General features: G+C 60.1%; 21 protein-coding genes. 4 read left to right on the plus strand and 17 right to left on the minus strand.

Features of this window, described 5'->3' with window-relative positions; translation table 11 throughout:
- Positions 1-107: 107 nt before the first annotated feature.
- Both tam and BLU71_RS14810 read right to left on the minus strand, forming a co-directional pair.
- Positions 108-878, minus strand: a complete 771-nt coding sequence (gene tam, locus BLU71_RS14805) for a trans-aconitate 2-methyltransferase (protein WP_083353379.1) — start codon at positions 876-878, stop codon at positions 108-110.
- A gap of 108 nt (positions 879-986) precedes the next feature.
- On the minus strand, positions 987-2,072 hold the full coding sequence (locus BLU71_RS14810; RefSeq protein ID WP_083353380.1) for a type I restriction endonuclease: 1,086 nt from the start codon (positions 2,070-2,072) through the stop codon (positions 987-989).
- A gap of 218 nt (positions 2,073-2,290) precedes the next feature.
- Here BLU71_RS14810 and BLU71_RS14815 point away from each other — a divergent pair, with 218 nt between their 5' ends.
- Positions 2,291-2,701, plus strand: coding sequence for a low affinity iron permease family protein (locus BLU71_RS14815; RefSeq protein ID WP_083353381.1), 411 nt, complete (start codon positions 2,291-2,293; stop codon positions 2,699-2,701).
- A 170-nt stretch (positions 2,702-2,871) separates the two neighbouring features.
- On the opposite strand, the gene BLU71_RS14820 is transcribed toward BLU71_RS14815, so the two are convergent.
- The 8 genes from BLU71_RS14820 to BLU71_RS14855 all read right to left on the minus strand — a co-directional run bounded on the left by BLU71_RS14820 (position 2,872) and on the right by BLU71_RS14855 (position 11,330).
- The gene (locus BLU71_RS14820; RefSeq protein WP_042608160.1) at positions 2,872-3,375 is read right to left on the minus strand and encodes a DUF4142 domain-containing protein; all 504 of its coding nucleotides are present in this window, start codon (positions 3,373-3,375) and stop codon (positions 2,872-2,874) included.
- A gap of 156 nt (positions 3,376-3,531) precedes the next feature.
- The gene (locus BLU71_RS14825) at positions 3,532-4,170 is read right to left on the minus strand and encodes a LysE family translocator (protein ID WP_042608161.1); all 639 of its coding nucleotides are present in this window, start codon (positions 4,168-4,170) and stop codon (positions 3,532-3,534) included.
- A gap of 85 nt (positions 4,171-4,255) precedes the next feature.
- A complete protein-coding gene (locus BLU71_RS14830; RefSeq protein ID WP_083353382.1) occupies positions 4,256-4,990 on the minus strand; it encodes a hypothetical protein in 735 nt (244 codons plus the stop codon).
- A gap of 193 nt (positions 4,991-5,183) precedes the next feature.
- Complete coding sequence (locus tag BLU71_RS14835; protein ID WP_083353383.1) at positions 5,184-6,515, minus strand: MFS transporter; 1,332 nt, start codon at positions 6,513-6,515, stop codon at positions 5,184-5,186.
- 172 nt (positions 6,516-6,687) lie between these two features.
- Complete coding sequence (locus BLU71_RS14840) at positions 6,688-7,614, minus strand: hydroxymethylglutaryl-CoA lyase (protein ID WP_083353384.1); 927 nt, start codon at positions 7,612-7,614, stop codon at positions 6,688-6,690.
- Positions 7,611-8,804 carry a CaiB/BaiF CoA transferase family protein gene (locus tag BLU71_RS14845; protein ID WP_083353385.1) on the minus strand — a complete coding sequence of 398 codons (1,194 nt, stop codon included), beginning with the start codon at positions 8,802-8,804 and terminating at the stop codon, positions 7,611-7,613. The genes BLU71_RS14840 and BLU71_RS14845 overlap by 4 nt, the downstream gene beginning before the upstream one ends.
- 248 nt (positions 8,805-9,052) lie before the next feature.
- Complete coding sequence (locus BLU71_RS14850) at positions 9,053-9,958, minus strand: LysR family transcriptional regulator (protein ID WP_064362625.1); 906 nt, start codon at positions 9,956-9,958, stop codon at positions 9,053-9,055.
- 61 nt (positions 9,959-10,019) lie between these two features.
- Positions 10,020-11,330: a hypothetical protein gene (locus tag BLU71_RS14855; RefSeq protein ID WP_156889236.1), complete on the minus strand. Its 1,311-nt coding sequence runs from the start codon at positions 11,328-11,330 to the stop codon at positions 10,020-10,022.
- A 218-nt stretch (positions 11,331-11,548) separates the two neighbouring features.
- Here BLU71_RS14855 and BLU71_RS14860 point away from each other — a divergent pair, with 218 nt between their 5' ends.
- On the plus strand, positions 11,549-12,226 hold the full coding sequence (locus tag BLU71_RS14860; RefSeq protein ID WP_173867346.1) for a hypothetical protein: 678 nt from the start codon (positions 11,549-11,551) through the stop codon (positions 12,224-12,226).
- Here BLU71_RS14860 and yiaY read toward each other — a convergent pair.
- Complete coding sequence (yiaY, locus tag BLU71_RS14865) at positions 12,187-13,335, minus strand: L-threonine dehydrogenase (RefSeq protein ID WP_083353387.1); 1,149 nt, start codon at positions 13,333-13,335, stop codon at positions 12,187-12,189. The genes BLU71_RS14860 and yiaY overlap by 40 nt on opposite strands.
- 154 nt (positions 13,336-13,489) lie before the next feature.
- Here yiaY and BLU71_RS14870 point away from each other — a divergent pair, with 154 nt between their 5' ends.
- Positions 13,490-14,509 carry a DUF4917 family protein gene (locus BLU71_RS14870; protein ID WP_083353388.1) on the plus strand — a complete coding sequence of 340 codons (1,020 nt, stop codon included), beginning with the start codon at positions 13,490-13,492 and terminating at the stop codon, positions 14,507-14,509.
- 166 nt (positions 14,510-14,675) lie between these two features.
- Here the strand turns inward: BLU71_RS14870 and BLU71_RS14875 are convergent, their stop codons facing one another.
- The 5 genes from BLU71_RS14875 to BLU71_RS14895 form a co-directional block, all read right to left on the minus strand.
- On the minus strand, positions 14,676-15,020 hold the full coding sequence (locus tag BLU71_RS14875) for a YegP family protein (RefSeq protein ID WP_083353389.1): 345 nt from the start codon (positions 15,018-15,020) through the stop codon (positions 14,676-14,678).
- A 182-nt stretch (positions 15,021-15,202) separates the two neighbouring features.
- Positions 15,203-16,429, minus strand: a complete 1,227-nt coding sequence (locus tag BLU71_RS14880; RefSeq protein ID WP_065615218.1) for a class I SAM-dependent methyltransferase — start codon at positions 16,427-16,429, stop codon at positions 15,203-15,205.
- A 310-nt stretch (positions 16,430-16,739) separates the two neighbouring features.
- A complete protein-coding gene (locus BLU71_RS14885; RefSeq protein WP_016771315.1) occupies positions 16,740-17,357 on the minus strand; it encodes a TPM domain-containing protein in 618 nt (205 codons plus the stop codon).
- A gap of 33 nt (positions 17,358-17,390) precedes the next feature.
- Positions 17,391-18,146, minus strand: a complete 756-nt coding sequence (locus tag BLU71_RS14890; protein ID WP_042608172.1) for a TPM domain-containing protein — start codon at positions 18,144-18,146, stop codon at positions 17,391-17,393.
- 13 nt (positions 18,147-18,159) lie between these two features.
- On the minus strand, positions 18,160-18,768 hold the full coding sequence (locus BLU71_RS14895) for a LemA family protein (protein WP_042608173.1): 609 nt from the start codon (positions 18,766-18,768) through the stop codon (positions 18,160-18,162).
- 258 nt (positions 18,769-19,026) lie between these two features.
- Between BLU71_RS14895 and bglX the strand changes: the two genes are divergently transcribed.
- Positions 19,027-21,318 carry a beta-glucosidase BglX gene (bglX, locus tag BLU71_RS14900; protein WP_083353390.1) on the plus strand — a complete coding sequence of 764 codons (2,292 nt, stop codon included), beginning with the start codon at positions 19,027-19,029 and terminating at the stop codon, positions 21,316-21,318.
- A gap of 98 nt (positions 21,319-21,416) precedes the next feature.
- Here bglX and BLU71_RS14905 read toward each other — a convergent pair whose 3' ends face one another.
- Positions 21,417-22,574: a phospholipase D-like domain-containing protein gene (locus BLU71_RS14905; RefSeq protein ID WP_083353391.1), complete on the minus strand. Its 1,158-nt coding sequence runs from the start codon at positions 22,572-22,574 to the stop codon at positions 21,417-21,419.
- Position 22,575 lies beyond the last annotated feature (1 nt).

Raw genomic sequence — 22,575 nt, forward strand, 5'->3', positions numbered from 1 at the left:
CCCTCACCCTAACCCTCTCCCGGGGGAGAGGGAACCGACCGGGTTGCTTTCGAGAGATGCGCCGACCTGAGATAACGTGGCGGACTCAAGAAACTTAGAGGCGTGATTCAGCGAGTCGCAACAATAAACAAACGCGGAAACGGCAACAGCACCGAGCCGTCGGCCAATGCTGGGTAAGCCTTTGCAACTTCCGCCAGGTATCTCCGCAGATACTGCGCGCGCTCTTCCTCGGTCAACGGGCTCAGAAACGGAATCAAACCACTGCCCTTGAACCACTCAACCACCCCCGCCGCTCCGTCCGCCAGTGGATGATGATAAGTCGTGCGCCACACATCGACCCGCGTGCAGTGCGGCCGCAGCATCGAAAAGTACTCGCTGGCACTTGCCATGTCGGTACGCTGTCCCGCAGCGCCTGCAAGCTTGCTCGCCCACGGTCCATCCGCAGCGACTTCGCGCATCAAGCGGTGGGACGGTTCGTTGAGGTTGTCCGGCATCTGGATCGCCAGGCTGCCGCCCTCTGAAAGCTTGCTCGCCAGGGCTGGCAGCAACGAATGGTGATCAGGCACCCACTGCAACACCGCATTGGCGAAGATCACATCGAACGGACCTTGGTCAGCCCATTTGTCGATCTCGGCCACCTGAAACTGCAAATCTGGCAAGCGCTTGCGCGCGGCGGCAATCATGTCTGCCGAACTGTCGAGGCCACTGACCCTTGCCTCAGGAAACCGCTGCACCAGCAACCCGGTGGAATTGCCCGGCCCGCAACCAATGTCCACCACCGCCCGCGCCTGCGCCGTGGGTATTGCCGCCAGCAGATCACAGGCCGGGCGGGTGCGTTCATCTTCGAAAGCGACGTATTGCTTGGCAGACCAACTCATTGCGTTCTCCTGTCGGGGCGTTCAATTGCTTTTCACGATACAGGCAGCATGAAAAGCAATTCCAGTGCGAACGTTGCAAGAGGTGTCTGAGTGAATGGTCGACTCCCATCAATCGTAATAGCCGACAGTTTTTTTCAGATGATCCGAGAACTCATAGATGTCATCCACCGAATTGATCGCATGCCGGGTCTCGTTTTTTTCTTCATCGAAGATGCCGAGATACTTTTGTGATCGATTGAAATGCAAACGGCAGATCGGTTTGCGATTGTTATCGTCCAGCAAGATACCGAAATAGCTCTGCGTATCGCGCTGAACAATGCGCTTGGCATCAACGACAGATCGAACCAACGCCCGAACGATGTGATAGCCCTCCAGCTCTTCCAGCGTCGTTAAAACCTTATCATCTGATTCGTCACGCGGATCTACCGGATCAGTTCCGGCAGGAACTGACGGCAGGGAGGCCAGCGCTGGCTGGATAGCGCCGCTCATTGCCGATTTGAGCCGATCATTGATCTGGTCATTCAAAAATTGCCCGACAGCTTTTCTGGTCAGCTCGTGAAACTGGTCGCGCACTTTCTGTGTGATCACGCCGTCATAAACCCGAGAAGCGAAAACCTTTACAAAGTCATCGTCTGGCTTGCTGACCTGCGCGGCGAGGACCTTTTTGATTTGGCTGACATATTTCAACTCCCCCGCTGCGTTGATGATGGAATCAACATCAAAAGCTGACTTCGTCAACTTCACCAACTCGGGGACTGAATACTCATCAATGTCCAACAAATCCAATTCAAGGAACGGTTTCTCGTCCATTTTATTCGGCGCATCCAGATCGGTGAAAAACTTATAGACTTGGCCGTTGGTAAGAATGGAGATTCGAGCGCTGGTGACATGGAAATAGCGGAACAACTGTGAGGCGTGATTGATGTGCAACGGTTCACCGATTTTTTTGCATTCAATCAGAATCTGCACCTCCCCCTCTTTCATGATCGCGTAGTCGATCTTCTCGCCTTTCTTGGTGCCGATATCGCAGACGAACTCGGGGGTCACCTCGGTCGGGTCAAAAACGTCATAACCCAGAACCGTGCTGATAAATGGCATGACGAATGCATTTTTCGTTGCCTCCTCAGTCTGGATCGCAGCGCTTTGCAAGCGGACTTTTGCGGCTAGGCTGGCTAACTTTTCGAAGAATTCCATGAGGCGCCTCTTACGGGTTTCTATCCGTGGAATGAGCTGATGGCAGTTTGACTGCCACTTGATACTAGTCTCAAACCTCCACAATGAAAGGTGTCCATATAGAAGCCTTGGATTGGCGAGTCCTGCCCGACGTATGAGTGAGCGAGGAAGTTGTAAACAGAATTTTCAGCGCAACGCCGATGTCTGAATTTCAGGCTCCCAAAACAAGGACTTCCATCATGAAATTCGCCAAGATTGCCCAGAAACTTGCCCTGTGGGCCGGTAGCCCGAAGACGTTCATGGGGGCGTTGATTCTGATCGGGTTGTGGGGGTCGAGCGGGCCGATTTTTGGTTACAACGACACGTGGCAGCTGATCATCAATACCTCAACGACGATCATCACGTTCCTCATGGTGTTCCTGATTCAGAACACGCAGAACCGCGATACCGACATTCTGCATTTGAAACTCGATGAGCTGCTGCGGGTGAACAAGGAGGCGCAGAACGCGATGCTCGGGCTGGAGGCGCTGGATTTGAAACAGCTGGAAGCGCTGCGCCGGCATTACCGCGCACTGGGTGAGAATCAGGTGTTTGATCTAGAGGGGCTGGGTGACAAGAGCAAGCCGAAACAGGATTTGAACGAGTGCTGAACAAATCCAGGGTATAAACACACTTGTGGGAGCGAGCCTGCTCGCGAAGATGGATGGTCAGTCAAAACCTCATTGACTGACACACAACTTTCGCGAGCAGGCTCGCTCCCACAGGGCACGCATCGCATTTCAACTGAAGGTTTCGGTCGCGTTGCAATAATACAGCGAACTCAGCGACTGGCCTGCAACGCGCGGGCCTTCTCCAGATGACTTTGCAATTTCGGCAAAGTCTCATCGGCAAACGCTTTGATCTCAGGCACGTCGGTGGTCTGTGCCTGTTGTTCGATCTGGGTAATCGCCTCTTCGGTGGCTTTGACCTGACTGGCGGCGTAGGCCTGATCGAAGGTTGCGCCGTCCTTCACTTCCGGCATCAGCTCTTTGGCCTTGTCGGCGAGTTCTTCGCGGGGCGCAACCGGCAGGTCGAGTTTCTTGGCGATTTTCGCCAGGTGCTGGTTGGCCGTGGTGCGGTCGTTGATGACGACGATGGTGTAATCCTTGACCTCTTTCGATTCGGTCTTGCCGTGTGCCAGACGGCTGGCTTCGATGTCGGCCATGCCTTTGGCGGAGGCATCGTTGATGAATTCGGCAGGCGACTGGGCGAATGCAGTGCTGGCGCACAGGCCCAGCAGGGTTGCAAAACTGACGTTACGTAAACGGGTGGCCATCCGGCTCATGGTCGCGCCCTCCTTCGTTGAAAATTCAAGCGGGCCGTGGTTCACCCGCTGCTCAAAATATCGCGGCGGACAAGCGTCCGCCTCAGTTAGGAATGCTTTGACGGTCAAAGGTTTAGAAAAACCGCCCGGGGCGCGACGAACGGTGCTTGCTCAGCATCAGCCCTTGTTCGGCATCAACCCCGGGAGCGCGTGCACCAGCGCATTGATGGCAAAACCGATAAACATCACGCCGCACAAACGGGTGATCAGCAGTTCGTGACGCTGATACACCGTACGCACTCGTTGCGCGCCAACCACACCGATAAGAATGGCGTAAGCCAGCGCACCGCCGATGAAACTCAGGGCGATCAGCGCCGGCAGCATTGACCAGTTGAGCAATTCGGCGCGGCTCGACAGCAGCGCGGTGAAGGTCGCCACCGCTACCGGGTACGCCTTGGGATTGGTCAGGCCGAAGACGATGCCGTGCCAGAACGGCTGGCGCGCCGCGCCTTGCGCTTCGTCGCCATTGCGACGCTGGGCACGCACCGCACGCCAGCCGAGCCAGAACAGGTACACCGCACTAAGCACGCCGAGCACATCAAATGCAGTGCTGCCGATTTCCCGCGCGCCAACAATCGCCACCAGCGCGGTGCTGCACCAGATCACATCGCCGAGCAGGTGCCCACAGAGAAACCCCGCCCCGGCCCGCCGCCCGTGCGCCGCGCCAATCCCGAACACCGCCAGCACACCCGGCCCCGGCGTGATCCCGTAGATGAAACCCGAAGCCAGAACGGCCAACAGCAATGATGGAGTCATGGAAAACCTGCAAGCGCCAGAATACGTGGCGCAAAGTCTATATCAGCCGATCACGTCCGATCACTGCGCGTCGTGAAAACGCCAGTCACATGCCCTTGAAACCTTGCGGCAACACGTACGTTTTGCCGTCGTAGCTCAACGTGGTCAGCACTGGCTTTTCGTGGGTGGTCTTCAATTCGCAGCTGTCAGGTGGTCCCTCACCGGCTAGGCCCGTGGTGACTGAGCGGACAATGATATCGGCATAACCATGGGCACCGGTTTTGCCCATCTCGAGCGTGCGCACCGTCTCCGAGCGCTCGCCCGCGCAGTTGCCATCCCATTCGCCGCTGAAGCTGTAGACGACCAAGCGATCCAGCACCGGGCGCAACTTGTCGCCCTCTTTCACATAGAGCGACAGCAACGTTTCATCCAGCGGATTGACGCGTGAGGAGCCTTTGAAATGGGCGCGTACGCCGAATGCACGCAGGTCGGGCGTGAGTTTATAGCGCGCGGTATCCAGTTCCAGACTCTCCAGCGCGATGGCATCGGAGAGAAACGCCGACGGCTGATGATAGGTCGCCAGCGGTTGGGCACTGCCTGCCGAGATGACGGCCAAATCGAGATTGTATGAACCCACCCTGCCGCCGTCGGCATAGACGGGATCGGGCACGAACGTCGATAGCGCGGTAATCGTCAACTGCGAATAAGCCGGCCAGTCCTTGCACAGAGAAAAATCCGCTTCCCCGGTGATCGCAGGCGGCGGGCAATCGGCCCACGCCTGCCCAGTCATTAACCATCCGTAGAGCACCGCAGCGCTGATCCACATGGACTTCATTGTCAATTCCTGCTCCTTGAAGATATTTCCAGGCGAGCACTATCCCTTTCTGCATCGGAGGATTCAACAGATCAGGCCAGCCAGTCTTCTCATGCGTCTGAAGTCGGAATTCGCGAGCAGGCTCGCTCCCACAGGAGAGCGCATTCCAAATGTGGGAGCGAGCCGACTGGCGAAGGCGTCATCACAGACGCCGCCAATCTCAATACTTGTCCAGCGTCCGCAACTTCTGCGGCAAGCCCCACAGCAGCAATGCTGCAGCGATCAGCGCGGCGACGCCGATGACGTACAGCGCCGGGGTGGTGCTGCCGGTGAGGTCCTTGATGCGTCCGACCATGACCGGGCTGACGATCCCGCCGAACTGCCCCAGGGTATTGATCACCGCGATCCCGCCTGCCGCGCCGGCACCGGCACCTGCGAGCAACTTCGGTGGCAGGGTCCAGAAGCTCGGGATCGAAGCGATGATGCCCGCACCGAGAAGCCCGAGCGCGACGATCAGGAATGTCGTGTGGCTGGCGAAGATCCCCGCGCTGAAGAAGCCGATCGCGCCGACGATCACCAGCCCGGCGACGAACTTGCGCCGCTCACCGGTGGCGTCTGACAAGCGTCCGATCACGACCATGCTGATCGCCCCGCAGATGTAGGGAATGGCGGTCAGCAGGCCGATCATCACCGGGCTTTCGGTGCCGGCGCTGCGGATCAATTGTGGCGCCCAGAAATTCAGGCCGTAGGACGCGACCTGGATCAGGAAGTAAATCAAACCCAACGTCAGGAAACCGGGGATTTTCAGCGCCGCGAGCAACGAGCCGCCGCTTTTGTGCGGCTCGTGATGGGCGATGCGGCTGGAAAGCAATTTCTTCTCGTCAGCGGTCAGCCAGTGCGCATCCTCGATGCGGTCTTTGAGCTGGGTGAGCACGAGAAAACCGAGCGCGATGCACGGCACGCCACCGAGCAGGAACAGCCAGTGCCAGCCGCGCATCTGCAACACGCCGTCGAGGTGTTGCAGCACCAGCCCGGAGAACGGCGCGCCGACCAGTCCGGCGAATGCCGAGGCGAGAAACAGCATCGACGTGATGCGGCCACGGAAGTGCTGTGGAAACCACAGCGTCAGGTAATACAGCACGCCGGGGGCGAAACCGGCTTCCATCGCGCCGATGACGAAGCGCAGCGCATAGAACTGCCATTCGCTGTTGACGAAGACCATCGCCGCCGTTGCCACGCCCCACGACATCATGATCCGCGCAATCCAGCGCCGTGCGCCGACCTTGTACAGCATCATGTTGCTCGGCACTTCGAACAGCACGTAACCGACCACGAACAGCCCGGCGCCGAGGCCGTACGCGGTGTCGCTCAGGCTCAGGTCGGTCTGCAACTGGAATTTGGCGAAGCTGATGTTGATGCGATCGAAAAAAGCGAACAGGTAGCAGACCATGATCAGCGGCATCAGGCGCCAGGCGACTTTGCTGACCAGGGCTTTCTCGGCGTCGTGATCGACGGACGGACTCACGCCCGCCTCCATTACATTGAGGCTCATAGCTTTTCTCCAGGCGGACTGCCGATGGGCGTCCGATTGTTTTTGTTGTCTGGTATGCGGTTTCAACTGTAGGAGTGAGCCTGCTCGCGATGGCGGTGTGTCAGGCAACCTATGCGGCGCCTGATACACCGCTATCGCGAGCAGGCTCACTCCTACAAGGGATTGATGTGTATCAGGTGGGGATCGGGTGCAGGTCGCAGTTGCGCCCGGCCTTGGCCAGTTGGCCGGGGACTTCGTGGCCTAACAGATCTGGCAAGCCACACGAGAGTTTCAGCAGCAACGGCAAATCGATCCCGGTGGGAATGCCGACTTCCTCGCACAGATTCACCAGGTCTTCAGTGCAGATATTGCCCGACGCCCCCGGCGCAAACGGGCAACCACCAAGACCACCGAGCGCCGCATCGAAGCGCCGTGCGCCGGCCTCGTAAGCGGCCAGCACGTTGCACAAACCGAGGCCACGGGTGTTATGGAAATGCAGGGTCAGATCGGCCGGCGAAACCCGCTGCAGAACACGCCGTACCAAACGATCCACCTGACGCGGATTGGCCATGCCGGTGGTATCGGCGAGGCTGATGCCCTGAATGCCGAGTTCCTGATAAGCGTCGACGATCTGCAGCACCCGATCCTCGTCAATCTTGCCTTCGAACGGGCAGCCGAAGGTGGTGGCGATGCTGCCGTTGAGGCGTACACCCGAGCCGCAGACAAACGCGACGATGTCAGCGAACGCTGCCAGCGAATCCTCGCAACGCATGCGCATATTCGCGAGGTTGTGGGTCTGGCTGGCGGACATCACCAGATTCAACTCATCGGCCTTCGCCGCCACTGCCCGTTGTGCGCCTTTCAGATTGGGGATCAGCGCCACGTAGATCACCCCCGGCTGGCGCTGAATGCCGGTGAACACCTGCTCGCCGTCACGCAGGGCCGGGATGGCTTTGGGCGAAACGAAGGAGCCGGCTTCGATGCGGCTGAACCCGGCCTGCGACAGTTGATCGATCAGGGCGATCTTGTCAGCGGTTTCCACCCAGGTCGGCTCGATCTGCAAACCGTCGCGGGGCGAGACTTCCTGGACGATCAGCTGGTGCGAATAGTCAGTGATCATTGCACGACCCCTTGGCCTTTCAGGCGTTCGATATCGAGTTCAGTCAGGCCCAGCCCGGCCAGAATAGCGTCGGTGTGCTGGCCCAGTTTCGGCCCGGACCAGTTCACCCCGCCGGGGGTCTCCGAGAGCTTGGGGACGATGCCGGGCATCTTCACCGTTGCGCCGCCGGGCAGCTCGGCATTGAGCAGCATTTCCCGCGCCTGATAGTGCGGATCGGCGACGATGTCGGCCACCGAGTAGATGCGCCCGGCCGGCACTTCGGCGGCTTCGAGGGCGGCCAGAACTTCGTCGATCGGCAGGCTGCTGGTCCAGTGGGTGATGGCCGCATCGAGCAATCCGCTCTTGGCGGCGCGGCCGTCGTTGTGAGCAAATTCCTCTGCATCGGCCAGATCGGCGCGGCCGATGGTGTGCATCAAGCGCTTGTAGATCGGGTCGCTGTTGCCGGCGATCACCACGTAGGCACCGTCGGCGGTGAGGTAAGTGTTGGAGGGCGCGATACCCGGCAAGGCGCCGCCGCTGCGTTCGCGGACATGACCAAGCATGTCGTATTCCGGCACCAGACTTTCCATGACGTTGAACACGCTTTCGGCCAGCGACACATCGACAATCTGCCCGCCGCCCTGCCCGGTCTTGACCCGCAACAACGACATCAGCGCGCCGATCACCGCGTGCAGCGAGGCGAGCGAATCGCCGAGGCTGACGCCGACCCGCGCCGGTGGCGAATCGGGATTGCCGGTGGTGTAGCGAATACCGCCCATGGCCTCGCCAATCGCACCGAAACCGGGACGGTCGCGGTACGGGCCGGTCTGGCCGTAGCCGGAGATACGCACCAGGGTCAGGTTCGGATTCAAGGCGTGCAGCACGTCCCAGCCCAGACCGAGTTTTTCCAGCGCGCCGGGGCGCAGATTTTCGATGATCACGTCGGCGTCGCCGGCCAGTTGCTTGACCAGTTCGATGCCTTCAGTAGATTTGAGGTTGAGTGCCAGGGATTTCTTGTTGCGCGATTGCAGGTACCACCACAGCGACGTGCCTTCGTGCAGCTTGCGCCATTTGCGCAGCGGGTCGCCCTGGCCCATGGCTTCGATCTTGATCACCTCGGCGCCGAACTCGGCAAGCATGCGCGCGGCAAACGGCGCGGCGATCAGGGCGCCGATCTCGATCACTTTGATTGCACTCAAAGGGGCAGTCATCGCGGTGTACCTCTTGTTCTTGGAATAGGTGGCCAAGGCTAGAGGAACGATGATTGGACAATCCAGCCGTCTCTCGGCAATGAGCGTTCGCGAAATGCGAATGCTCCAGAAAGTTTCGGTGACCTCAGGTCAGCCATCGCGAGCAGGCTCACTCCTACAGGTTTTGCGTCGCCCACAGATTTGAGTTCACCCAGATCCCCTGTAGGAGCGAGCCTGCTCGCGAAGAGGCCATCAGCCGCAATGAAGATCTACGGCGCACGCAAATGCTCAAACAACATTCGGCTCACCGGCGACAATCCCGCTTCATCGCGCACCACTACTATCAGCGCACGGTCCGACCAGGCATCGGTCAGCGGCACCGCCCGCAATCCCAGCGCCTGACCAAACAACTCATAGGCTCGCTGCGGCAGAATGCCGATGCCCATGTTCGCCTGCACCATCCGGCACACCGCATCGAATCCCGGCACATGAATGCGGATGCGCAGAACTTTGCCGGCCTGTCGCGCCGCCGCATGGGTGCGCATGTTGATCGAACTGGCCGCGTGCAAACCGACGTAGTCACTGTCGAGAGTTTCGTGGAAGGTCACCGATTCGCGCGTCGCCAACGGATGCTCCGGGAGCATCACCACCACCAGTTTGTCCTGGCGGTACAACACGCTGTGCAGGCCTTTGGTATCGCTGTCATCGGAACAGATGCCGAGGTCCGCGACACCATCGAGCACGCCCTGAATCACCCCGGCGCTAGGCCTTTCTTCAAGGTCGGTCTTGACCTGCGGATGCTGCGCAGAGAAGTCACGCAAGTCTTCGGGCAGAAACTGAATGATTGCTGAAAGATTGGCCAGCATGCGCACGTAACCGCGCACCCCGTGGCTGTGCTCACCCAGCTCCAGGCCCATTTTTTCCACGTTGAAAAGCATCTGCCGCGCATGGTGCAGCAGGGTTTCACCGGCCGCGGTGAGGACCATGCCTTTGGCCTGGCGCACGAACAGTGCGATGCCCAGCGCCTCCTCCAATTCCATCAGACGCTTGCTCGCCGCCGACACCGCAATGGCTTCGCGCGCAGCCGCACGGGTCAGCGTGCCTTCCTCGTGGACGGCGACAAAAAGTTGCAGGGTGATCAGGTCGAGGCGGCGGATCAGGTTTTTTTGCAGCATGGGAGACTCGAAGACAGGTTCATTCGAGTCGGCAGGATAGCCCGGTTTTACCTGTGCCTGCTCAAAGGCCAGTGCTGTCACGGCGTTTCGTCGCAGAGGCGGTCAGCAAGCGGACCAACTTCGCGCTGTCGTCCTTGCGACCCAACACCAGGATCGAAGAGCCTTGCGCACAGGCATCGATGGCGGGCCACGAAATATCCTTCGCGCCGTCGACATCGAAACAATCATCCTCCGCGCCGTCAACCAGAAAGCCCGCCGTCAGCAAGCCACGCGTGCTGCCCGAGGTCTGTCCGACCGCAACGATCCGTTGGCCATCGATATCGTCCAGCGCGAAACCCGCTTGCCATTGCCTGAGGTCCAGTGCCCCTGTCGCTGGGGTGATCACAGGATTTTTGCGATTGAACGTTTCATCCATCGCACCGGTGTAAGTGATACCGCTGATGAACGCATGTTGAAGTTTCTCACCTTCAGATGACTCGACCGCCGAACCAAGCAGGAGCAGGCGCGCTGCCGTTTGCACAACAATCTCCGCCACGCTGCTTTCAAGCGGCTTGCCATCCCGTTGGATATTCAGCAGCAAAATCCCCTCGTCGCCGAATGCTTTTGCGAGGTTGCCGCTGTGATCGAACGCCATGACCAATCCCTGGTTGGTTATTTCTGTTTTGCCGTGCACAAGAATCAGCCCACTGCCGAGCTGGACGATCCCGAGCAAGGAAATGGCCACCCTCGGCAGGGTCAGGGGCATCCAGCCGTTGGCAGCGAACGTCAAATCGTCCGAGCCGTCGAAATGCAGCCGCGTGAGCAAGCCACTGCCCTTTTGCGAGGTGACAAACAGCAGTCTGTCCGGCTCGGTCACCTGTGGAACAGATTTCGCCAGAATCAGATGCCCATGCGTGGCACCGCCCAGCGATGGAATACGCATGGGCACAATCCGATAGCCGCTCCGGTCGCCGCCGAACTCGATGTCCGGCGAGCCGTCGGGGGAAAACCGGGCGATGACTTGCTGGTATTCCAAAGCCTTGTCTGTGACCACGCCGACCACACCGCACATCCAGATCCGTCCGAGCGCATCAACGATCAAGGATCCGCCTTGCGATAGCAGGCCGGTACCGAACTGGCCGCAGAGATAGCCGCCATCACCAAAGGCCGGATCCGGATTTCCATTGCCATCCAGACGCGCGAGGCCGTAGTACGAATGGCCCGACTGCTCGACCGTTGCGCTGACCATGATCTGCCCCGACGGGGTGATCGCCACGCCTCTGCCAATGGTTTTGCTCGCGCCGGGAAATTCGAGCGTTCGTTGCCCAAACAGCTCATCGAGCTCCCCGGCTGACTGCGCGTTTGGTGAGTTTGCCGCGGCGGAGTTCGACATGTTCGTATGCTCTTGAAGAGATCGACTCGATCCCCTTGTCCGGAGCATTCGACCTGAAGAAGCCATTGCAGACAACTGACATAAATGACAGTTTTTCAGAAGAAAACGAAATTACTCACCGATCAAAAAAGCCTGAAGAACTGGTAGTTCTTACAGGTTCTAAGTCAGGCACGTCATGCCAACCTCAGCGTTCATATCCGCCGTAGACGAGAAGAACGATGAGCACTCGCGACGAGCAAATTTCACAACCGCCACCGGCCCCGACCATCACCTATCCAGAACAGGGCAGCACGACCGGGCCTGCAACACTGTTGCTCGGCAGCGGCATACCCGATGCGCTTGTGCAGGTCTGGAACATTGAAAATACCCATTCGCTCGGCGCAGGAAAGGTCAGCGCAAATGGACGATGGGCATTCAGCATCAGCGGCGCTCAGGCTCAGGGCCAGCAAAGGATTCACGCACACCAGACATACGCAGGCAACACGTCGCAATGGAGTGACGAGCGCGCATATGAGGTGCGACTGCGGCCCGCCATCGACGTCCCGCTCGTTCTCGAACCGATAGAGGGAGCACAGGTTGCCGCGCCTCCGGTGTTTTCGGGAGATGTCACACGGGCCGAAGGTTTCGTCAGTATTTTCGATCTGGACACCGGCCTGGAGATTGCCCGGGCCCGGGTCGAAAGCGACCGAAAATGGGCAACCCCGGCTGAGCACCGCTTGCCCGTCGGGCAGTACCGGATATCCGCTGTTCACAACATTGCCGGCGAAACTTCAGATTGGGGCCGTGTGCGGACATTTACCGTCGCGGCACGAACAGGCGATGAACTGCTCGGCGTCGCTCGCCTTCGCGCCCTCACTCAAAACGCATTACGGAAAATCTCTTCGATCTGGCGTTGATCCGCCGCTCGCGGATTGGTCAGTCCGCAGGCGTCTTTCAAGGCATTGGCGGCGAGCACCGGGATGTCGCTGAGCTTCGCGCCCAGCTCACGCAGTCCGCCGGGAATCTCGACGTCTTTGGCGAGGCTGCGAATGGCATGGATCGCCGCTTGCGCACCCTCCTCCGCGCTGAAACCACGAATATCCGCGCCCATGGCGTGAGCGACATCCCTGAGTCGATCAGCACAGACCAGCGCATTGAAGCTCTGCACATGCGGCAACAGTACGGCGTTGCACACGCCGTGGGGCAAGTCATAGTAGCCGCCCAGTTGATGCGCCATGGCGTGGACGAAACCCAGCGACGCATTATTGAAGGCCATACCGGCGAGGAACTGCGCGTAAGCCATGTTCTCCCGCGCCGCCAGGTCGCTGCCGTCGCGCACGGCCAGGCGCAGGTTGCTGCTGATCAGGCTCATGGCCTTCAGCGCGCAAGCGTCGGTGATCGGGTTGGCGGCGGTCGAAACGTAGGCTTCGATGGCGTGGGTCAGTGCGTCCATGCCAGTGGCGGCGGTCAGGCCCTTGGGCATCGCAACCATCAACTCCGGGTCGTTGACCGACAGCAGCGGCGTGACGTTGCGGTCGACGATGGCCATTTTCACGTGGCGCGATTCGTCGGTGATGATGCAGAAGCGAGTCATCTCGCTGGCAGTACCGGCGGTGGTGTTGATCGCGACCAGAGGCAATTGCGGCTTGCTCGAGCGATCGACGCCTTCGTAATCGCCGATCTGCCCGCCATTGGTCGCGCACAGGGCAATGCCCTTGGCGCAATCGTGCGGCGAGCCGCCGCCCAGTGACACGACAAAATCACAGTGGCTTTCCTTCAACAGCCCCAGACCCGATTCGACATTGGCCGTGCTCGGGTTCGGTCTGGCGCCATCGAAGATCACCGAATCGATGTCCTGCATCGCCAGTTTCTCGGCGATCATTGCGGCCACGCCGGCCTTGGCCAGCCCGCTGTCGGTGACGATCAGCGCCTTGCGAAAGCCATAATTGCGAATCGCGAGCATCGCTTCATCGAGGCAGCCGCTGCCCATGATGTTGACCGCCGGAATGAAGAAGGTGCTGCTCATCGTGTGTCTCCTGACTGGAGCCGGATCGACTGCCTCGATTCGGCGGGTGCACACAGCATCGACCGATCGGTCACCAGCAATGTTGATCTGGCTCAATGTCCGCTCGTGATAAAGTCGCCGTCCATCTGCCCTTTGTTTTGAGACCGCCCACGCAATGACCGATTTTCTCAATGTCGACGCCACCCTCGAAGACTGGAGTGCCCTGCGCACCACGACCGCTTTCAGCGGTTTGCTGGTGGGCAACGGCGCCAGTCGCGCGGTATGGGATGACTTCGGCTACGACTCGCTGTTCGAAAACGCCCGTACGGTCGAAGAGAAACCGCTGAGCCCATCGGAACTGGCAGTATTCGACGCGCTGCAAACCCGCAGCTTCGAGCAAGTGCTGGGCGCCCTGAAAACCACCAGCCGGGTCAACAAGGCCCTGGCGGTCAGCTCGGCGGCGCCGCGCAATCGCTATTACGCGATCAAGGAAGCGCTGATCAACACCGTGCACGCGGTGCACATCCCGTGGCGGCTGGTGCAGCCTTCGACGCTGACGGTGCTGAATGCAGAACTGGCGCGCTATCGCACGGTGTTCACCACCAACTACGACCTGCTCAACTATTGGGCGCTGCAACACCCGGGCGAAGCCATCGACGATCTGTTCAACGGCGCGGACGCCAGTTTCGACCTGAGCCAAAGCGCCACGGACAAACCGCGCCTGCTGTACCTGCACGGTGGTCTGCATCTGGTGCGCAATCAAGACGGCACCGCGCGCAAACTGACTTCGACCGAGGGCACTCTGCTCGGCAGTTTCGCGATCAACAATACGATCAAGACGCTGGATGACGTGCCGCTGTTCGTCACCGAAGGACCGAGCGCCGACAAGCTCAAGACTATTCGCAGCTCGGATTATCTGTCGTTCTGCTATGAGCAGTTACTGGCCCATGGCGACAGCCTGTGCATCTTCGGCCATGCCTTGGGCGAGCAGGATGCGCATCTGGTACGCGCGCTGCGGTTGGCTAACCCGAAGTGCGTGGCGATCTCGATTTATCCGCGCAGCGCGGCGTTCATCCAGCATCAGAAGCGTCACTACGCCAAGGTGTTTGAAGGTACCGGGGTTGAGTTGCGGTTTTTTGATGCCAAGAGCCATGCCCTCGGTGATCCGAAATTGTCGGTACCGGTTGAGGTTTGATATTGGCCGGGCTGACGCGTTCGCGAGCAGGCTCGCTCCCACAATGGAATGTATTCCAACTGTAGGAGTGAGCCTGCTCGCGATAGCGGTCCGACAGGCGACATCTGAGTTGGATCTGATCGCCTCATCGCGAGCAGGCTCACTCCTACAAGGGAATTCGGTGCCCTCAGAGCACAGGCACGGTCTTGTCCTTGATGACTGTGGTCGGGCCGTTGGCCTTCACGCTGGCGATGCCCTTGTCACAGGCGCCATCCGATGAATACGACTCGCTGCTGCCGATGATCTGGTGATTGGCCGCCTTGAGATTGAAGTAGGGATGGCCATCCCTGGTCGACTTTTTCTCGTAGCGCTCATCCAGCGGGCTGTTGCTCTGAACCGCAGCAATGCCGCCGTCGGCACCGGCGCGGGTGCTGTAGAGCTCGCTGGTCAGAATCGTTTCGGCATTCGCCGCTTTCAACACGAACCTGAATTGGCCGTTGCTGCTTTTGCTCACTTCGTACCATCCGGACATGCCTGTTCCTCCTTGGGGGCGATTGCGAGATCTCGCGCTTCAGAGTAAAGACCAGCACCTGCGATCTGTCGCCTGAGCCGACTGCAAGCTGCAAGCTGCAAGAAAAAGCAGGATCACCCAAATCAGGCACACCAGCGTCATGCTTCACTTGCAGCTTGCCGCTTGAAGCTTGCAGCTGCCTCTCAAGGCATATAGCCGTCGGCGCGCAGCAGGGTTTCCAGGCAGTGTTCGCTGATGTGGTAGAACGCTTTCAGCTCTTCGATCTTCGCCAACAGCTGCGACGGATCGACCGGTTCGGTGCGTTTCACCGCGAGAATCATCTTGTTCTTGTTGGTGTGTTCCAGCGAGATGAACTCGAAGACCTTGGTCTCGTAACCACACGCTTCGAGGAACAGCGCGCGCAGGCTGTCGGTGACCATTTCCGCCTGCTGGCCGAGGTGCAGACCGTATTGCAGCATCGGCTTGAGCAGCGCCGGGCTCTGGATCTGCAGGCGGATCTGTTTGTGGCAGCACGGCGAGCACATGATTATCGACGCGCCCGAGCGGATGCCGGTGTGGATCGCGTAATCGGTGGCGATGTCGCACGCATGCAGGGCGATCATCACGTCCAGCTTGCTCGGCGCCACTGTGCGCACGTCACCGCATTTGAACACCAGCCCCGGATGCTCGAGCTTCGCCGCTGCGGCATTGCACAGGTTGACCATTTCTTCGCGCAGCTCGACGCCGGTGACTTCGCCCTCGGCCTTCAGGGTGTTGCGCAGGTAGTCGTGAATGGCAAACGTCAGGTAGCCCTTGCCCGAACCGAAATCGGCGACCCGCACCGGTTTGTCCAGCGCCAGCGGCGAGGAGGTCAAGGCGTGACTGAACACTTCGATGAACTTGTTGATCTGCTTCCACTTGCGCGACATCGCCGGGATCAGTTCATGCTGAGCGTTGGTCACGCCCAGGTCCTTGAGGAACGGGCGGCTCAATTCGAGGAAGCGGTTTTTCTCGCGGTTGTGCTCGGCGGACGGCGCTTCGCGCAATTGCTGAGGCTTGCTCTTGAACAGCGAACTCTTGCCTTTTTTGCTGTATTCCAGCTGCGCTTCGTCGGTCAGCGCCAGCAAGTGGGCATTTTTGAACGAGGTCGGCAGCAGCCCGGCAATCAGCGCCACGCCCTCGCTCAGCGGCAGGTTCTTGGTGATGTCGCGGGTCTTGTAGCGATAAACGAACGACAGGCACGGCTGCGCCTTGACCGTCACCGGCTTGATGATGACCCGCTGCAGATCCGCCTCTTCACCGACGTACTTGGCCAGCACCAGTTTGATGAAGCCGTTGTCGTCGAGGCTGGTTTGCAGCAGCTCGATGAACTGGGCGTGGTGATCTGGGGCCGGTCTGGCGGACGGCGCGGAAGGTGCGGTAACGGACATGGACAAACGGCCTCGGACGGGCGGAATCGGGAATGGCGGGTATTTTAGGGGGGATGGGGATTGGGGACACCCTCTTATTTACCCAACGGTCCAGAAGCCCCTCACACCAGCCCTCTCCCGGAGGGAGAGGGGGCCGATCGAGGTGTCTTGCGCTCGACATCGACCTGAACGACCGAGTCGACTATGGCTGTCAGGATTTGAGTTCGACTCGGCATTTCAGGTCGGCGGAACTCGACAGAACACCTCGGTCGGCTCCCTCTCCCTCTGGGAGAGGGCTGGTGAGGGTCTGGATCTCAAGCGAGAAGGAATATCAGCCCAGAACCACCAACCGATTCGGCAACTCGTTCCGCACCTGCGTCACCGGCACATGCACCTTCAACAACTCGCCACAGGCCTCTACGCAGGTGACAAACCCCTCCAGCGTGCGGCCCTGGCGGACCTGTTCGGTAAACGCCGCGACGATCGCATCCCAGTTGCTGTTATCCAGCCGTTTGGAAATCCCCTCGTCCACCAGAATCTCCACATAGCGCTCAGCCTCGCAGACGAAAATCAGCATGCCCGTACTGCCCACGGTGTGGTGCAGGTTCTGCTCAAGAAACTGCCGCCGCGCCAGGTTGGAGGCGCGCCAGTGGCGCACGCGGCGCGGGACCAGGTGGGTGGTGATCTTTGGCAGGCGAAACAGCAGGCAGAGGACGATGAACATGCCCCACTGCACCAGCAACAGACTGCGCAGGGTCAGCCAGCCCGTGAGGTAGTGCACGATGCCCGGCAACACCAGCGCCAGCAGACTGGCCCAGAGCAGCGGGATGTACGCGTAATCGTCGGCGCGGGCAGCGAGCACCGTGACCAGCTCGGCGTCGGTGTCGCGTTCGACCCGGGCAATGGCCTCGGCGACTTTGCGTTGTTCGTGTTCAGTCAGTAATGCCATGTCGAAAAGTGCCTGCTCATTATTCTTTTGATCTCACCAGCCGCCGGACGAACCGCCGCCGCCGAAACTGCCCCCGCCACCGCTGAAGCCACCGCCTCCGCCACCGCCGCCAAAGCCGCCGCCACCGCCGAAACCGCCCCCTCCTCCGGAGCCGCCCCGACCGGCAGGCAGGATACCGAGCATCTGGCAGACAAACACCGTCAGGATGAACAACATCACCAGAAACATGAACAGCGCCGGATGCCGCGAGATGAAATCATCCGCCGGGTCGCCGCTGGATTCGTACACCGTGGACGGCTCATCGAGCGGATTGCCGCCCAATACCACCAGCATCGCCGCAACGCCATCGCTGATGCCTTTGCTGAAGTTGCCGGTCTTGAACGCCGGGGTGATGACCTGATGGATGATCACCGACGACTGCGCATCGGTCAGGCGATCTTCCAGGCCATAGCCGACTTCGATGCGCAGTTTGCGCTCGTCACGGGCGACGATCAGCAGCGCACCGTTGTTCTTGTCCTTCTGGCCGATGCCCCAGTGCCGACCAAGCTGAACGCCGAAATCCTCGATGGTCGTGCCCTGCAGGTCCGGCAGCGTGACCACCACCAATTGCTCGCCAGTGGCCTGTTCGTGCGCCTGCAATTGCTGGCTGAGTTGCGCGCGCACCGTTGGCTCGAGCATTTGTGCCTGATCGACCACGCGTCCGCTCAGCGGCGGGAACGTCAATTCGGCCCGGGCGCTGACGGCGAACAGCCACAGCATCAGCACCAGGCCCAGTTTCAACACACGCATGGGCAACCTCGAATCAGAATTTCACTTCCGGGGCCTTTTCCGCGCCGGGCGTGGTGGCTTCGAAGGTTTCGCGCATCGGCAGATCGCTGTACATCACGCTGTGCCACAGGCGACCGGGGAAGGTGCGGATCTCGGTGTTGTATTTCTGCACCGCCAGAATGAAATCGCGACGCGCCACGGCAATCCGGTTTTCCGTGCCTTCGAGTTGCGATTGCAGGGCAAGGAAATTCTGGTTGGCCTTCAGATCCGGGTAGCGCTCGGAGACCACCATCAGACGGCTCAACGCGCCGGTCAGTTGATCCTGCGCCTGCTGGAACTGCTTGAGCTTCTCGGGATTGTCGAGGGTGCTGGCATCGACCTGAATCGAGGTTGCCTTGGCCCGTGCCTCGATCACTGCAGTCAGGGTTTCCTGTTCGTGGGCCGCGTAGCCCTTCACGGTTTCCACCAGATTGGGAATCAGGTCGGCGCGGCGCTGGTACTGGTTCTGCACCTGGCCCCAGGCGGCTTTCGCCTGTTCATCGAGGGTCGGGATATTGTTGATGCCGCACGCGGTCAACAGCGTGGCGAACACCAGCAACGTGGCGATCTGTAGCCGTGAACGAGAGGTTGGGCTGATATTCATTGCAGTGATGCTCCATGACACATTTGATTTAAAAACCGAGCGCTGGGCATTCCCGGCCAGCGGTTGGGGCATAATCGGCGCCGCCACTGGCATGCGACGGGTTAATCGGCTAAAAAGTGCCCTTCGTGTTCACATTGCCGCGGTCGGCTGCGGTTTTCCGGCTCAGGGTTTTGCGCCGGTACCCGAACAACAATAGTCGCTCCCTACATTTTGGCTGGCCGGTGTTGCCTCACCGTTTGGGCCCTTGAGAAAAAATTCATGAAGAAGCTGTGTTTGCTGGGTCTGTTCGTCAGCCTGGCCAGTCATCAGGTACTGGCCGCCACGACCCCGGTACCCCTGGAGAACAAGGACGCTTTCATCAGCAACCTGATGAAACAAATGACCCTCGACGAGAAGATCGGCCAGTTGCGCCTGATCAGCATCGGCCCGGAAATGCCCCGCGAGCTGATCCGCAAGGAGATCGCCGCCGGCAACATCGGCGGCACCTTCAACTCGATCACCCGCGCGGAAAACCGTCCAATGCAGGACGCTGCCATGCGCAGTCGCCTGAAGATCCCGATGTTTTTCGCGTACGACGTGATCCACGGTCACCGTACGATTTTCCCGATTCCGCTGGCCCTCGCGTCGAGCTGGGACATGGACGCCATCGGCCAGTCCGGTCGGGTTGCGGCGAAAGAAGCCGCCGCTGACAGTCTCGACATCACCTTTGCGCCGATGGTCGATATCTCCCGCGACCCGCGCTGGGGCCGCAGTTCCGAAGGTTTCGGTGAAGACACCTACCTGACTTCGCGCATCGCCAAAGTCATGGTCAAGGCCTATCAGGGCGAAACCCCGAGCGCCGCCGACAGCATCATGGCCAGCGTCAAGCACTTCGCCCTGTACGGCGCGGTCGAGGGCGGTCGCGACTACAACACCGTCGACATGAGCCCGGTGAAGATGTACCAGGATTACCTGCCGCCCTACCGCGCCGCGATCGATGCCGGTGCTGGCGGTGTGATGGTGGCGTTGAACTCGATCAACGGCATTCCGGCCACGGCCAACACCTGGCTGATGAACGATCTGCTGCGCAAGGATTGGGGCTTCAAGGGCCTGGCGGTCAGCGACCACGGCGCGATCTTCGAACTGATCAAGCACGGCGTCGCCCGCGACGGTCGTGAAGCGGCGAAGCTGGCGATCAAGGCCGGCATCGACATGAGTATGAACGACACCCTCTACGGCAAAGAGCTGCCGGGGCTGCTCAAGTCCGGCGAAATCGAACAGAAAGACATCGACAACGCTGTGCGCGAAGTGCTCGCGGCCAAGTACGACATGGGCCTGTTCAAGGATCCGTACCTGCGCATCGGCAAGGCTGCAGATGATCCGGCCGACACCTACGCCGAAAACCGCCTGCACCGCGCCGAGGCCCGTGAGGTGGCGCGTCGCAGTCTGGTGCTGCTGAAGAATCAGAACGAAACCCTGCCGCTGAAGAAAGACGCGAAAATCGCCCTGGTCGGCCCGCTGGCCAAGGCGCCGATCGACATGATGGGCAGTTGGGCCGCCGCCGGGCGTCCGACACAATCGGTCACGCTGTTCGATGGTATGAGTTCAGTGATTGGCGACAAGGCCAACCTCATCTATGCCCGTGGCGCCAACATCACAGGCGACAAGAAGGTCCTCGATTACCTCAACTTCCTCAACTTCGATGCCCCGGAAGTGGTCGATGACCCGCGCCCGGCCAATGTGCTGATCGACGAAGCGCTGAAAGCGGCGAAGGATGCTGACGTGATCGTCGCGGCTGTCGGTGAGTCCCGTGGCATGTCCCACGAATCCTCGAGCCGCACTGACCTGAACATCCCGGAAACCCAGCGCGAATTGATCCGCGCGCTGAAAGCCACTGGCAAACCGCTGGTGCTGGTGTTGATGAACGGCCGTCCACTGACGATTCTCGAAGAGAACCAGTCGGCCGACGCGATTCTGGAAACCTGGTTCAGCGGCACCGAGGGCGGCAACGCCATCGCCGACGTGCTGTTCGGCGACTACAACCCGTCGGGCAAACTACCGGTCACTTTCCCGCGCTCCGTGGGCCAGATCCCGACCTACTACAACCACTTGAGCATCGGCCGGCCGTTCACGCCGGGCAAACCGGGCAACTACACCTCGCAGTATTTCGATGACACCACCGGCCCGCTGTTTCCGTTTGGTTACGGCCTGAGCTACACCACGTTTGCCCTGAGCGACATGGCGCTGTCGTCGACCACGCTGAACGCCACTGGCAAGCTCGACGCCAGCGTCATGGTCAAGAACACCGGCAAGCGTGATGGCGAAACCGTGGTGCAGTTGTACATCCAGGACGTCACCGGCTCGATGATCCGCCCGGTGAAAGAACTGAAGAACTTTCAGAAGATCATGCTCAAGGCCGGCGAACAGAAAGTCGTGCACTTCACCATCACCGAGGACGACCTGAAGTTCTACAACGCCCAGCTCAAATACGCAGCCGAGCCTGGCAAGTTCAACGTACAGATCGGCCTGGATTCGCAGGCGGTGACGCAGCAGAGCTTTGAATTGCTGTAACCCATGAAAGCAAAAGATCGCAGCCTTCGGCAGCTCCTACAGGGTGTACACCCTGCCATTGTAGGAGCTGCCGAAGGCTGCGATCTTTTGATCTTGCTTCAACCGCGTCTATCGAGAATATTCACCACCAACCGATCCACCCAGCCCCACACCCGCTGCTTCACCCGCCGCCACAACGGCCGGCGCTGCCATTGCTCCAGGCTCACCAACTGACTCAAGCCGAAGTCCTTCTCAAAGCTCGCCTCCACCGCTGCCGTCAGCGCCGGATCCAGTGCCTCCAGATTCGCCTCCAGATTGAAACGCAGATTCCAGTGATCGAAGTTGCACGAGCCTATGCTCACCCAATCGTCCACCAGAACCATTTTCAGGTGCAGGAAGCACGGCTGGTATTCGAAGATCTGCACCCCGGCCTTGAGCAGGCGCGGGTAGTAGCGATGCCCGGCGTAGCGCACCGAAGGGTGATCAGTCCGCGGCCCGGTCAGCAACAGACGCACATCGACACCGCGTGCCGCGGCTTTGCGCAGGGAGCGGCGGATTTGCCAGGTTGGCAGAAAGTACGGCGTGGCCATCCAGATGCGTTGCTGGCCGCTGTTCAAGGCGCGGAACAGTGATTGCAGGATGTCGCGGTGCTGACGGGCGTCGGCATAAGCGACGCGGCCCATCCCCTCGCCCTTGTCCGGCACACGCGGCAGGCGCGGTAACCCGAAATGCGCGGCCGGGCGCCAGGCGCGGCGGTAACGGTTGGCAATCCACTGCCGATCGAAGAGCAATTGCCAATCGAGCACCAACGGGCCACTGATCTCGACCATGACTTCGTGCCACTCGCTGACATCATGGCCCGGCGTCCAGAATTCATCGGTCACGCCCGTGCCGCCGACCACCGCGAGGCATTGATCGACCAGCAGCAATTTACGGTGATCGCGGTAGAAGTTGCCGACCCAGCGCCGCCAGCTCAGGCGATTGTAGAAACGCAGCTCGACGCCCGCCTCGGTCAGGCGCTGACGCAGTGTCAGGGTAAACGCGAGACTGCCGTAATCATCGAACAGGCACCGGACGCGCACACCGCGCTCGGCCGCCGCGACCAGAGCCTGAACGATGGCTTCGGCGCAGGCGCCGGCCTCGACCAGATACAGCTCCAGTTCGATCTGCTCTTTGGCGAGGGCAATGTGCTCGAGCATGCGCGGAAAGAATTGCGGGCCGTCGATCAACAGTTCGAAACGGTTGCCGTCACGCCAGGGGAACACCGCACCGCGCATG

It is taken from the genome of Pseudomonas moraviensis, from assembly GCF_900105805.1.
GTDB classification, from domain to species: Bacteria; Pseudomonadota; Gammaproteobacteria; order Pseudomonadales; family Pseudomonadaceae; genus Aquipseudomonas; species Aquipseudomonas moraviensis_A.